The following is a 13,679-nucleotide window of genomic DNA, read 5'->3' as shown; positions in this document are numbered from 1 at the left end:
AGTGATTTTAAAAAAGTGACTTAAAAAAATGACTGTAAAAAAAGCGACTTTGAAAAAACTGATTTTAAAAAAAGTGATTTAAAATTAAACGCTGCAAAAACTAAATCGCCGCTATTTTAGCAAACCCACACCGTATGCAAAACCCACCAACGCAAAATCCACACAAACTTGTCAAAAATAGCTGTCAAAATAAAAAACCCTGCGTATCACAGGGCTTTCTTTATTTATGGCTTCACATTAAAAAGCGCGGTTACACGTGCGGTAAAATCGCAGGCATCAAATCATGAAAGGTACGACCTGACGCGGTTTCACCAATGGCATGCATTTTCCACTCACCGTTATGGCGATAAATTTTTGCCAAAATCAGCGCGGTATGACTGCCTTGGGCTGACAAATCATAACGGGCAACTTCACTGTTATTGCTGGCATTCACCAAACGACAAAACGCATTATTGACCGTGGCAAAAGTTTGACCAGTAAAGCTATTGACAGTAAAAACCAAGGCTTGCACATGGTCAGGGATACGAGATAAATTGACATTAATCACTTCGTCATCGCCATCGCCAGCACCGGTGCGGTTATCGCCTGTGTGTTGTATGCTACTGTCTTTTGACTGCAATTGTCCAAACCAAATCGCATCCACCATTTGTTTGTTGGCGTCAAGCATGATACACGACGCATCCAAGTCAATGCTGCCGCCGCCACTGCCGCCACCGCCGAACAAGCCACCCAAAAATCCACCTGATTTTTGCGGCGCAGCACCGACATCCCAACCCAGACCCATTTTGATTTGGCTGAGTGCGCCACCTGCTTCTTTTTCTAACGAGATTTTTTGACCTTTCGATAAATTCACTGACATGTTGGTTTCCTTATTTGTTACTCTATTATTTACTATATCTTTTACTATTCTATCTAGTCTAGCTATGTTTTAAGAGTTTAACAACGGTTTAGCAGAAACTGACTATAACAAACCGCCCAAAATACCTTCATTGCCACCGCGTCCGCCTGAGTTTGACCCCAATAAGCTTTGAATCCAGCCTTGATAAGTATCACGGTTACGCGAGCAAATCACTACTTTGCCTTGACCTGAGAACTTTAGTACCATGCCTTCGCCACTCGTGACTGAATTAATGATATTGCCCAAAAAGCCTTTTTTCTGGCTGGTCGCCATTGACAGGCTATATTGCAGTCGGCTATCCCAGCATACCACGTGACCATTATCAATAATCACATCTTTATCAGGCGTGACATCAATCTCAAACAAAGAACCAAACCCAGATACCACGAGCTGACCTTGACCTTGCGTTTGCATGACCATAAAGCCACCCGTATCCCCAAATATAGCGCCGCCTAAATTGCGCTGGATATTGGCACGCAAATCAACGCTATGGGTCGCTGCCACAAAGGCACCGTCACTGAGCGTATACTGATTGGCGCCGACGTCTAAGATTTGCATATCACCATCAAGGGTAGGCGCGAGTAAGCAGTCACCCTCACCATTTACCGCTTCAATTTGCTGCTGAAAAATCGACTCGTCATTGGCAAATCGGCGCATCAAAGCTTGCATGACGCCGCCACGCATTTGACCTTTAAGCTCAAGATTTGACTCCATCATGACCATGGCATTGGATTCGCAATAAATCGAATCGCCTTTTTTGAGATTACAATGCAAAAATGGCTCAATCGTCCCAATCGTACTAAACGTCGCTACCATAAATTAATGTATCCTTATAGACTAGGTATCAAAAATGATAATAAAAGTAGCTGCACTGAAAAAAGCGCTTAGGCTCAAAAAAGCGCTCAGGCTGAAAAAATGGTTATGTTGAAAAAAAGGGGCAAGCCGATGCCACCCCATTGTTAAAAAAATTTTAAAAAGTTTTAGCCAAAAAACTAAACAGCAACGCCATATGACGCAGCCAATGGCCCTAAGCCGCCAGCAAAACCTTGTCCAACCGCGCGGAATTTCCACTCGCCATTGTTCTTATAAAGCTCACCAAAAATCATTGCTGTCTCGGTGCTGCTGTCTTCTGACAAATCATAACGAGCCACTTCAGCGTCGCCTTGGGTATTCACCACACGAATATAAGCGTTTGCTACTTGGCCAAAGTTTTGGTTACGCGCTTGACCATCATAAATCACCGCACAAAATACCACTTTGCTCACATCGGCTGGGACTTTAGTTAAATCTACTTTGATGACTTCATCATCGCCATCGCCTTCACCGGTGCGGTTATCACCCGTATGCTCTACTGAGCCATCGGATGATTTTAGGTTGTTAAAGAAAATAAAATCTGTATCTGCCCGTACTTTACCCGATTCATTGACCAAAAACGCGACCGCGTCTAAGTCAAAGGCTTGCCCGTCAGTGGCACGTGGGTTCCAGCCAAGACCGACGGCTATGTTGGTTAAATTCGGTGCTTCTTTTGATAAATTAACATTACCACCTTTGGTTAAGCTAATTGCCATTGTTTTATCCTTTGTAATAAATTTTTGCAGTCAAATAAGAAAATCGATGTCCGTTGTTATGCGCTGCGCCTTTCACGCTCGGACTACAAGAACCAGACCAAAAGCGCGCCCAGACTAAAAGTCTCAGACACCGTAAAAAATCGCCTAAAAAAACAAAACGTGAGCCGAAACTCACGTTTTAACTATACCTTTGGTGATAGAATTTGTCCACTATTCGGCTACATTAAGCTGTTATATTTATGTGTCAAAAGCTTAAGGGATATTAAGCACAAGCCAGCATCTTAAATACCGTTACTGTTAGCCATGAGCCCCAGTCTTTTTAGTATCTTTTAGTGTTTCGCCAAGGCTTCTTCGCGTTTACGGTAACTGATAGAGTTAATCACTGCCCATACGATAAAGGCAATCCCAATCAAACCCGTCACGATTTCTGGCACTTCAATATGCACGGTTGCCAATAGCATGATGACCGCCAACGCGCCAATCGCATAATGCGCGCCATGTTCTAGATAAACAAACTCATCGAGCGTGCCTTTTTCTACCAAGAAAATGGTCATGGAACGCACAAACATCGCACCAATAGCAAGGCCAAGCATGATAATAATTACGTCATTGGTAATGGCAAACGCACCAATCACCCCATCAAAACTAAACGACGCATCGAGTACTTCAAGGTATAAAAAGCCTGCGATACCGCCTTTGGCAATCGCGCCCGCTACTTCTTTGCCCTCAATTACATCAGTGGTTGATTCATCATCATCGTCCGCCCCTTCTAAAAGGCTTGATAACACATTGGTGGCTAGATAAATCAAAATACCAAATACCCCTGCGGTTAACACCACTGATTTTTTGGCGTCTTCCACCCAATATAAGGCGGTCATTAGTAGTACCAATGCCACAAACACGCTCATGGCATCGACCTTGCCAAAACGCGCAAGCTTACGCTCTAGCCATTCAAACCACATCACTTCTTTTTCATCAAAGATGAAGTTTAAAAAGACGAGCAACAAGAACATCCCACCAAATGCGGCAATCTCTGCATGATGCTCCATCAGTTTGGCAGAGTATTCCTTGGGGTTGTTAAGCGCCATATTGATGACGTCCATCATACCCATATCGGCAGTCACTGCGACGATGACAATCGGGAATACCAGACGCATACCAAATACCGCGATGAGGATACCCACAGTCAAGAAAATCATTTTCCAAAACTTATCCCACGTTTTGAGTACCGAGGCGTTAACCACGGCATTGTCAAACGACAGCGAGATTTCCATCACTGCCAGAATAAAGGTGATAAATAACGCCGAGAGCATGGCACTGACACCACCATGTGAAAAACCCCACCACGCTGCAATTGCCAATGCAATCGTGGTAAAGACAATATCGAAATAAAAATGTCTCATAACAATCCTACAAATTGAAAAAATTAACGGCTAATAGAGTCATCTAACGCATAAGATGATTGGATGTGACTATCTTACACAACTATTTGCTCAATCATACTACAAATGTGTTACCAAGCAATTGATTGCACGCTTAAACCACGCATTATGGCAAATATTCGCCAACTTGATGCATTTATGGGTACAATAGCCACTTTTAATTTTTTAAACCAAGCGCTAACTGCAAAATATTGCGATTAGCCTGTGTTTAAACCCTGTCTGGAAGCGTCGCGGTATGTTAGAAAACTTTATCACCCTTGTTCTGATTCTTACCCCATTGGTGGTCGGGTTTTTACTGCCATTACCGCAACGATTCATGCCGCTGGTAGACAAGCTACTGACCAACTTGGTGTTTGTGATTTTAACCTTTATTGGTCTTTCGTTGTCGCATATTCCTGACTTAGGCGCGCAGATTGGGTTTATTGGTACCAATGTGGCGGTATTGGCGATTTGTACCCTAGGGGCAGGTTTTATCAGTTTGCTGATATTTGACAGGCTGCATCCTTGGCAACGTGCCCTGCCCCATGAGCATAGCCAAGCAGGTTTTAGCATCACAGGAAGTCTCGTTCAGTTGTGCTGTGTGGTGTTAGGTTTTGTACTGGGCAAATTGCTGCCAATATTTTTGCCAATAACGGATTTGCCGATTGATGGCATTATCAAGGGCTTGTTGATTTTACTGATTTTATTGGTGGGTTTTCAGTTGTCGCATTCGGGGATGACGTTACGGCAGGTATTGGTCAATAAACGCGGCGTACAAGCCTGTGTGATTTTTTGTCTCAGTGTGGCTGTCGGTGGTTTACTGTACGCATTGATAATGCCTGATGTAACATTCACCCAAGGGTTAGCGCTATCCTCTGGCTATGGCTGGTATTCGTTGTCGGGAATTATCATGACCGATGCGTATGGCGCAGTTTGGGGAAGTGTGGCATTGCTCAATGATTTATTGCGTGAGTTTATGGCGCTACTGTTTATCCCTATGCTGATTGGCAAATACCCCACCACAGCGGTGGGTTTGGGCGGGGTGACCACCATGGATTTTACCTTGCCTATCATCCAAAGCTCAGGGGGAAATGAAGTGGTACCGCTTGCCATGAGCTTTGGGTTTTTGGTCAATATCATCTCACCAGTATTGATGGTGGTATTTTCAAGTTTTGGCTAATAGCACAACCCTTATTAAATTAATACGCGCAAAACTCAACTTGCTGGTCGCCATACGTACTCCTTACGGTCACATAATGCAGACCTTTCATGATAGATAAGTTTAGTAAAAAAATTTGTTTGTTTTTTCACTCACCATAAAAAACCCCGCTCATGTCATCACACGATCGGGGTCTTTGTATTCGCTAATACGATTATTTTCGCTAGTAGGATTATTGGGCTAATGCAGGATAATCGGTATAGCCTTCTTGATCGCCACCATAAAAAGTGGCTGAGTTCGCTTTATTAAGCGGCGCATTTTGCTGAAAACGCTCAACCAAATCTGGATTTGCGATATAACTGCGACCAAATGCGACGGCATCAATTAAGCCATCACGAATTAGCGCGTCTGCTTTTTCTGCTGTATAGCCACCAGCACCGATAAGCACGCCGTGATAAGCATCACGAATTTGGCGACGGAATTCTACCGTAAAGGGTTTTCCACCTGCCCAGTCTGGCTCAGAAATATGTAAATAGGCTAGGTTAAAGCTATCAATCAGTTTGATGATTGCTAACGCATCGTCTTCGCTACCGGCATCCACACCATTGAATTGACCCAGTGGCGAGATACGGATACCCACTTTGTCACTGCCAATCGCGCTAGTGACTGCGGTTAAAATTTCTTTCAAAAAGCGCATACGGCTCTCTAAGCTACCACCGTATTCATCGCTGCGTTGGTTGACGCTCTCATACAAGAATTGATGAATCAAATACCCATGTGCACCGTGGATTTCAATAACATCCATGCCCGCTTCAATCGCATTACGTGCAGCACTGGCAAAATCATCGACGGTTTGTTTGATTTCTGCGGTGGTCATCTCACGCGCTGGCGTGGCAGTCACACGGTATACTTTGCCTTCGTCATCTTTTAATGAGGTGCGTACCGCATCACCCAAATCCACGGTTGATGCTGATACAGGCGGCTGACCTTGTGGGCGCAAGCTATAATGCGATACTACCCCTGTGTGCCATAGCTGCATCGCGATATGACCGCCTGCTTGGTGTACGCTATCAGCAATCATTTTCCAGCCTGCAATTTGTGCGGCACTAAAAACACCGGGCGCACCTGCGTAACCTTTGGCATCGGCTGAGATATCAGTGGCTTCTGTGATAATCAAACCACTGCTAGCGCGCTGGGTATAATAGGTTGCCATGAGTGGCGTTGGCAAGCCACCAATCCCTTTCGTTCCATCTGGCAAATCAGCACTACGCAGACGGGTCAATGGCGCCATAAAGACGCGGTTGGGCAAGCGCATCGCGCCCACGTTAATCGGTGATAGAAGAGCGGAGTAAGACATACATTCCTCGTGATTGTTAATTCATCTTTCGTTGAGTTATTGGACGCTGCTAGTTTCAAGTCATAACAAACTTGATAAAAAAATTGCTGCAGCATCCTTGTTTATAAGGATTTTAGACTTATATACGTTGCTAGCAAACGTCGTCACAGCGTAATTTTCACAGGTTAATCTGCTGTTAGAAGCTTGCGCAAAGACTAGGTTTTAGCAAGCATCTGTTTTTAAAAAGCATTTGTTTTTAAAAAGCTTTTGCGAGTTTTAGACAAATTATTGCAATTGCTTTCACTATTTTATTCTATGATAGCGCTGTGTTTGAGCTAACGTTTACTTAATAAGTGCCATGGTACATTTTTACAAGTGGCAATGTTTTAACAATAACAATTTCTTAAGGATCGCCATGAATAATTTCCAATATTACAACCCTGTGCGTATCGTATTTGGCGAAGGTCAAATCAAAGAACTCGCCAATCTTGTCCCTGATAATGCCCGTGTACTTATCACCTATGGCGGTAGCTCTGCCAAAAAAACCGGCACACTCGATGAGGTCAAAACCGCGCTACAAGGCAAACAGCGTGAAATCTTTGAATTTGGCGGTATTGAGCCAAATCCAGAATTTAATACCTTGATGAAAGCCGTCGATATGGTACATGCCAACAACATTGACTTTTTGCTCGCTGTCGGTGGTGGCTCAGTACTTGATGGCACCAAATTTGTTGCATTGACTGCCACCTTAGATGACGACAAAGACCATGAAAAAGCGTGGGAAGCATTAAAAGGATATACCCGTGATATTCAAAATGCGCTACCGCTCGGTACTGTATTAACTATCCCTGCAACAGGCTCAGAGATGAATTCAGGCGGCGTTATCAACCATAGCGAGCGTCATGCCAAATTGCCCTTTGGTAACCCGCTGGTATTCCCGCAGTTTTCCATTCTTGACCCTGCCAAAACTTTGACGCTACCTGAGCGTCAAGTGATGAATGGCGTTGCCGATGCGTTTGTGCATGTGATGGAGCAGTATCTGACTTACCCAGTCAACGCCAAAGTCCAAGATAGTTTCTCTGAAAGCCTGCTCAAAATCTTGATTGAAGAAGGCCGTGCCGTCAAAGCCAACCCTAATGACATGGAAACGCGTAAAAACATCATGTGGACAGCGACAATGGCACTCAATGGTCTCATTGGCACGGGCGTACCACAAGACTGGACCACCCATATGATTGGGCATGAATTAACCTCCCTACACGGGATTGACCACGCCCGCACCTTGACCATTGTGTTGCCTGGGGTGATGCGTGAGCTCAAAGATAGCAAAAAAGACAAGCTGCTACAGTATGCCAAAAACGTTTGGCATATCACTGAAGGCAACTCTAATCTAAGCGATGAGGATAAAATCGAGCAAGCGATTGTCAACACCGAAAACTTCTTCCGCGAGCTTGGCTTACCGGTGAGATTGTCAGATGCCGACCTTGACGCGTCTGCAATCGCGCCAATTTTGAGCCAATTAGAAGAACATAATATGGTCAAACTCGGTGAACATCGTAGCAATGATTTGGCAGTGTCTGAGCGGATTTTGCGCGCAGCTATTTAATCATCTAATCCTATAAAAAAAGACTTAGCCAATCGCTAGGTCTTTTTTTATGCCAACAGTTAAAAACCATTGGGATGAGCTAATTCATCATGCCCATCTTTATCAATTACTTTTGGCAGTGGCAAAGCCATACCGACACTGCTAGGCGTCTCTTGAATCACCACAGGCGGCGGCTGGTGACGGGTAATGACTTCATTGCCCTGCTCATCCTCGCTGAGCACATACTGGTAGCCTTTGCGATTAAAGCGTTTAACTAGCCTTTGATACCACCCTGCAAAACCTGTCGTGCGTTCGTTGGGGTTATGATAAAACGCATTCATTACTGCAGGTAGCCCCAGACCACATACCACGCCCGACATCAATACCACGATTAAAATTTCCCATAGGCGTTTTTTTAGCTCTTAATTCTATAAAACACTGTCACCAAAGCCATTTTTAGCCGTGACAAAGCAAAAATACTTCAACAAAAATAAAACCCTACCACAAACTGTGGTAGGGTTTTACCGTAAGCAATTGTTTGCGCAAATGCAAGCAAATATTGTGATTAATATCTCTTAAACTTTGTTGGCGACATGATGCAGCCAGCGCTGAATCATCACATCAAGCGCTTCAGGCTTATAGGGCTTGGTACAGTAATCTTGCATACCCGCATTAAGATATACTTCTTTATCCCCATGCATGGCATGTGCCGTCACTGCAATGATGGGCGGCAACTGACTGAACGACTGTTTGAGTATTTTGGTGGCTTCCACCCCATCCATGATGGGCATTTGATGATCCATCAAAATAATGTGATATTTGCTGGGGTCAGCTTTATAAAAGTTGACGGCCTCTAACCCATCTTTGGCTCGGGTGACTTCATAGCCATATTTTTTTAGGCTTTTGACCGCGACCATGGCATTTAGCTCATTGTCTTCTGCTAGCAGAACATGGGCAGGCAGACGTTCTAGCGGTTGTATTGTGGTTTCGTCATGACTTTGGTGCCACTGCTGATAGCTGATTTCATCAGTTGCTATCATTGGTAGAGATAGGGTAAAGGTCGAGCCTTTATTTTTTTCACTGGTTACCTTAATCGTGCCGCCCATCCCTTCTGCCAACGCTTTGCACACAGATAGCCCTAGCCCTGTACCGCCATATAAACGATGGGTAAACTTGTCAGCTTGATTATACGCATCAAAAATCACTGCCAATGATTCAGGCTTGATGCCAACGCCCGTATCAATCACATTGAATTTAATTTGATGCTTATCACAGCCTTTCATTGCTTGAATGGTCACTTTACCCTGCTTTGGGGTAAATTTGATGGCGTTATTGACTAGATTGATTAAAATCTGTCGCAGGCGCACCGGATCGGTGTTGACATATTTGGGCAAGTTGTCAGGGTAATCGAAGGTTAGTTCCACGCCGTTGTCTTTTGCAGGGGCTAAAAAGCATTGATACACGTCTTGGCATAGCTGTGCTAAATCAACGGGGATACTCTCAAAACGTATCTTACCTGATTCTACTTTGGATAAATCCAAAATATCGTTGACGATGGTAAGCAGATGCTCATTGGACGCTTTAATCGATTTGATATAGTGTTGCTGCTGCGTATCAAGCGGTGTCTGCTCAAGCAATTCAAGCATACCCATGATACCATTCATCGGCGTGCGAATTTCATGACTCATATTGGCCAAAAATGCGGTCTTTACCTCATCGGCGCGCTCAGCTTGGTAACGCTGCTGCCGTAATTTTAAGGTATCACTCACCATCGCCGCCAAATCTGCTAGCACGCGTTGTTGATTGGCATCAAAATCTTGATGCGGCTGGTCGTCAATCACACACAGCGCGCCCAAAGCAAATTCCCTACCTTGACTGTCGTGCACTACGATAGGTGCGCCAGCATAAAACCGAATATAAGGGTAACCGGTAACCAAAGGATTGTTTTTAAATCGCGTATCTTGGTGAGTATCAAGGGTGACAAAGGTGTCATTTTGTGTAATGGTGTAATTGCAAAAAGCAACATCACGGCTGGTTGAATGTTCTTTCAAACCAATTCTTGACTTAAAAAACTGGATATCAGCATCCAAAAAAGTAATAGCGACAATCTTAGTACCAAAAAACGCCTTAGCCAAAGCACTAATACGCTCAAATTCGCCTTCTTTATTTGTATGGATGATATGGTACTGATCCAATACCGCTAGACGCTGTTTTTCATTGCTTGCTATAGGATATGATATCATCTCGTTAACACCGTCCTGCTACGTGATAAAAATTAAACGCTGAGGTTATTTTAACGCTTCAGCAACCAACATCATCCCCACAACTGAGGTCACGGCAACGGCCGATCCATAGCCGCCACAATGCAAACCACCTGCTTGACAGGACTTATCAACAATCGGCGGCTGTGATGAAAAAACACAACGAATACCGAATTTTTCTTTCATCGCACGATTGATACCATAATCTTGACGAAGTCGCTGTCTGACTTTAGCCAGTAACGGATCTTGGTAAGTATCCTTAAGATCTGCCACCTGAATTTGGGTCGGATCCGTCTTGCCACCTGCGCCGCCTGCCATAATTAATTTTAATTTATTGAATCGGCAATGCAAGGCAAGCGCAAGCTTGGCATTCATATCATCAACACAGTCTAATACCACAAGCTCTTTACCTGACTGTTTAAGCTGTGATTGCAAAGCACGGTTAGGCATTAACAATTGTACGTTATCTTTGCTCAAAAAATCGTCAATCAAATGTAATTTGATGTGGGGATTTATTTCTTTGATACGTTCTGCCATGGCTTCAATTTTGCTTTTACCAAAATTGCTATCGGTAGCGGGTAATTGTCGATTGACATTGGAGGCTACTAGCACATCCATGTCAATTAATGTCATCTCGCCCACACCTGTACGAGCCAGCCCCTCAGCTGCCCACGAGCCCACCCCACCCACGCCCACCACATACGCATGCAAATTCTCAAACTTACTAAATTGCGCGGCACCGTACAGTTTTTGGGTGCCGGCAAAACGGCGTTGGTATTGCGCGTCAGTTAATGTCATATCAGGCGTCATCTCAGCTGTCATTGTCATGGTTTATCTTAATCTTGGTCAGGGTTTATGTTAAATTTGTTTGGGATGGGATACTCCCAGCTCACTTGCAGCGCAGCGCAGCTATTTTGCCACAGTTGCTTGGCGAGCCGTGATTGATCTTTTTTTAATAAGTCTGATAACGCTGTCAGCACGTAAGGCAGATTGGCAGGTACATTGCGCCTACCGTGCGTCTCATGACAGGGCAGCGGCGTAAAGTCTGGGCAGTCCGTCTCAATCACAATAGCATCAAGCCCAACGGTTTGGACAAGCTCTGTAAGGGTGTGGCGCAGTTTTTTGGCATTCGGATTGGTCACTTGCCCGGTGATGCCGATTTTAAAGCCCAGATTGACCAACGCTTTGGCTTCTTGGATGCCGCCACTAAAGCTATGCGCAATCCCGCCCTGAGTGAATTTTTGTGCTTTTAACATCTTAATCACATCGCCATGCGCGCGGCGAATATGTAGCAGCGCAGGTAGTTGGTAGTGTTTTGCCAATTCAAGTTGCTGAGCAAAAAAATCTTGCTGGCGAGTATAGTTCTCTGTAGTTTTCATTTCCGCAGTAAAGGTATCAAGCCCAATTTCCCCAATCGCAATGGGTGAATATTGCTGAATAAACTGCTCTAGCCGCTGCAAATCGCTATCTTTATGCTCAGTAATATAAAAAGGATGCAACCCAAAGGCTAAATGCGCCAAAGGTGTGGCTTTGCCTTGTTGCCCATAGCCTTGCATTTGCTGTTGGCACGCCACCATTTGTGCAAAATACTTTGCTAAAAAACCGATTAAAACCAGATGATGAACGCCGTTATCCCATGCCAGTTGGGATTGGATTTCGCGGTCATGATCGAAGTTATCCACATCAAAATGGGTATGCGTATCAATTAATGGCAAATCAAACGAGCAAGCCGTATCATTCATCATAGTCATATCATTTCAAATACTGTGGTTTGACAATGCCGTTTAGCTTACTGTATGGCACGGTCAATTGCGGGGCACCCAGCGAATAAAAACCAATCTCATACGGCTGATACAAAAACGTCATGCCCTGACCATTAAAACTATAATTGTCGGTCAAACTAAATGGCCAAGTGTTAAAATGCGCGTTAGGATTAATCTCATGGGTTTTGAGATATTGAATGAATTGGGCTTTGACCAAGGCTTCAAGTTTTGTTTTTTGCTGTGGTAACAGCACATCGGCAAGCGATAATTGTTTTTTTTGGCGCATATCAAATACATAATAGTTGGTCGTACTGATACCATGGGCGCCGCCCGTGAATTGATAAAATTCCGTCGCAAATAACTCTAAATCATTTTTATGACCCAAATAAATCGGCTTTGCCATTATCTGCACGGGCGCTATACCACTATCAAAATCTTTACCGCGTGCTGCCACCATGGTTTTATTTTCTGCAATTAATCGGTTAATCCCCATATTAAGAAGCTGCATGTATTGGCTATCACTGGGCATCGCACTACGGGTAAAATCTTGCCATTTTTTCGCTTGTGTTTTATCTTGGTTATCATCAACCATTGCGATGGCTGTGGTGACGTCTTTATTGATAATGGCATCGAGCCAAGCCTGTCCTGTCTGTACAAAATAATAGTCAATCTCTGGGCAAATTTTTCCACAGTTATCAAAGAGTTTTTCATTGACTTTAGGATAATGCTTTGCCATATACAAATCTTGGGCATGAGCTTGTGCTGCCATGAGCATCATCAAGGCTGTCAGGCAAATTCCACTGCGACTTTTATGTTTCATGAACGTCATTCATTTATCCTTTATGTGTTATCTGCCCATAACATAAAAATTTTAGCCATTGTTTAAGTTATGGTTATCGTGCTCAGTATTTTTATTGATAGGCTGCTCAAGTGTGTTTTTAGCGGATAGACTTTTAGGCGACTTGGTAACTTTATCAGCCTGTGGACTACTGCGTCTAGGTAGCAACAATAAAGCTGTGGCAGCAACCCCTAGTTTAATCACCCTCGATATGCTCATATCTTGCCTTATTTTCTAAACTTAAGTTTTTAAACCTTAGTTTTTAACAGTATTGCCATAAAAAAACCCATCAGTCGATACCGGTTTAATGGTGGACTAATGGGCTGTTTTCAAATGCCGTTATGGTAAATAGCTGTTATATAATAACGTAATTTGATAAGTATTCGATAACTATTAGAATTTTTTACCTAATACTTTAGCAGCTAGCTCTTTACCCATAGTAAATGCGGTAGTTTTAGTAGTTTTAGTGGCAGTTGAATCTGCAGCGCGATTGTCATTATCTGCAGGTACAGGGTTATTTGCTTGGTTTCTAGTCTTATTTTCAATGGTTGGTTGGGTTTTATTACGACCTTTTAACATATAGTAAGCGGCACCAAGTACGCCAAGTTTAATTAAGTTTGATTTGTTTACACCATTTGGAAATTGCATAGTATCCTCACTTTTGTTGTAGTTGTTAAAATTTTAAATTAATAGTTATCGCTAATGGGTTTATTGTAGCCAAAATTTAAGCGGTTTACTAAAGTAATTAGGTTACCAATATTTATTGTTTGCCATCATTAGGTTATCGTTTGGTAAATTGGGTAAAATCCTTTTAAGGTTGAAAAAAAGCTGACAGGGTTTGTCAGCTTTT

General features: G+C 43.5%; 13 protein-coding genes and 1 pseudogene. 2 read left to right on the top strand and 12 right to left on the bottom strand.

Annotated features, from left to right (window positions below; translation table 11 throughout):
• Positions 1–250: 250 nt before the first annotated feature.
• The 4 genes from ACAM39_RS01550 to ACAM39_RS01535 all read right to left on the bottom strand — a co-directional run bounded on the left by ACAM39_RS01550 (position 251) and on the right by ACAM39_RS01535 (position 3,869).
• Positions 251–859, bottom strand: coding sequence for a TerD family protein (locus ACAM39_RS01550; protein WP_201664865.1), 609 nt, complete (start codon positions 857–859; stop codon positions 251–253).
• 102 nt (positions 860–961) lie between these two features.
• Positions 962–1,714 carry a TIGR00266 family protein gene (locus ACAM39_RS01545; RefSeq protein ID WP_369627974.1) on the bottom strand — a complete coding sequence of 251 codons (753 nt, stop codon included), beginning with the start codon at positions 1,712–1,714 and terminating at the stop codon, positions 962–964.
• 176 nt (positions 1,715–1,890) lie between these two features.
• A complete protein-coding gene (locus ACAM39_RS01540; protein ID WP_369627973.1) occupies positions 1,891–2,466 on the bottom strand; it encodes a TerD family protein in 576 nt (191 codons plus the stop codon).
• Positions 2,467–2,795: 329 nt separating this feature from the next.
• Positions 2,796–3,869, bottom strand: a complete 1,074-nt coding sequence (locus ACAM39_RS01535; protein ID WP_369627972.1) for a DUF475 domain-containing protein — start codon at positions 3,867–3,869, stop codon at positions 2,796–2,798.
• A gap of 274 nt (positions 3,870–4,143) precedes the next feature.
• Between ACAM39_RS01535 and ACAM39_RS01530 the strand changes: the two genes are divergently transcribed.
• Positions 4,144–5,067: a LysO family transporter gene (locus ACAM39_RS01530; RefSeq protein ID WP_369627971.1), complete on the top strand. Its 924-nt coding sequence runs from the start codon at positions 4,144–4,146 to the stop codon at positions 5,065–5,067.
• A gap of 211 nt (positions 5,068–5,278) precedes the next feature.
• On the opposite strand, the gene nemA is transcribed toward ACAM39_RS01530, so the two are convergent.
• A complete protein-coding gene (gene nemA / locus ACAM39_RS01525; RefSeq protein WP_369627970.1) occupies positions 5,279–6,403 on the bottom strand; it encodes an N-ethylmaleimide reductase in 1,125 nt (374 codons plus the stop codon).
• A 394-nt stretch (positions 6,404–6,797) separates the two neighbouring features.
• On the opposite strand from nemA, the gene ACAM39_RS01520 reads away from it, so the two are divergent.
• On the top strand, positions 6,798–7,988 hold the full coding sequence (locus ACAM39_RS01520; RefSeq protein WP_159675837.1) for an iron-containing alcohol dehydrogenase: 1,191 nt from the start codon (positions 6,798–6,800) through the stop codon (positions 7,986–7,988).
• Between the two features lie 59 nt (positions 7,989–8,047).
• On the opposite strand, the pseudogene ACAM39_RS01515 reads toward ACAM39_RS01520, so the two are convergent.
• The 7 genes and pseudogenes from ACAM39_RS01515 to ACAM39_RS01485 form a co-directional block, all read right to left on the bottom strand.
• Positions 8,048–8,359 (bottom strand): annotated as a pseudogene (locus ACAM39_RS01515) (cation:proton antiporter); the annotation flags it as partial.
• A 183-nt stretch (positions 8,360–8,542) separates the two neighbouring features.
• Entirely contained in the window at positions 8,543–10,210 is a 1,668-nt protein-coding gene (locus ACAM39_RS01510) for a GAF domain-containing hybrid sensor histidine kinase/response regulator (protein ID WP_369627969.1), read from the bottom strand.
• A gap of 45 nt (positions 10,211–10,255) precedes the next feature.
• Positions 10,256–11,056 (bottom strand): tRNA threonylcarbamoyladenosine dehydratase, encoded by an 801-nt coding sequence (locus ACAM39_RS01505; RefSeq protein WP_472828215.1) that lies wholly within the window; start codon positions 11,054–11,056, stop codon positions 10,256–10,258.
• A gap of 8 nt (positions 11,057–11,064) precedes the next feature.
• Positions 11,065–11,979, bottom strand: coding sequence for a TatD family hydrolase (locus tag ACAM39_RS01500; RefSeq protein ID WP_369627968.1), 915 nt, complete (start codon positions 11,977–11,979; stop codon positions 11,065–11,067).
• 1 nt (position 11,980) lies between these two features.
• A complete protein-coding gene (locus ACAM39_RS01495) occupies positions 11,981–12,820 on the bottom strand; it encodes an RsiV family protein (RefSeq protein ID WP_369627967.1) in 840 nt (279 codons plus the stop codon).
• Between the two features lie 42 nt (positions 12,821–12,862).
• Positions 12,863–13,048: a hypothetical protein gene (locus tag ACAM39_RS01490; protein ID WP_369627966.1), complete on the bottom strand. Its 186-nt coding sequence runs from the start codon at positions 13,046–13,048 to the stop codon at positions 12,863–12,865.
• A 174-nt stretch (positions 13,049–13,222) separates the two neighbouring features.
• Positions 13,223–13,477 carry a hypothetical protein gene (locus ACAM39_RS01485; RefSeq protein ID WP_369627965.1) on the bottom strand — a complete coding sequence of 85 codons (255 nt, stop codon included), beginning with the start codon at positions 13,475–13,477 and terminating at the stop codon, positions 13,223–13,225.
• Positions 13,478–13,679 lie beyond the last annotated feature (202 nt).

It is taken from the genome of Moraxella sp. K02, assembly GCF_041154755.1.
GTDB lineage: Bacteria > Pseudomonadota > Gammaproteobacteria > Pseudomonadales > Moraxellaceae > Faucicola.
Note: the sequence above shows the minus strand (reverse complement) of the source record. Positions and strands in the feature narration are given on the sequence as shown.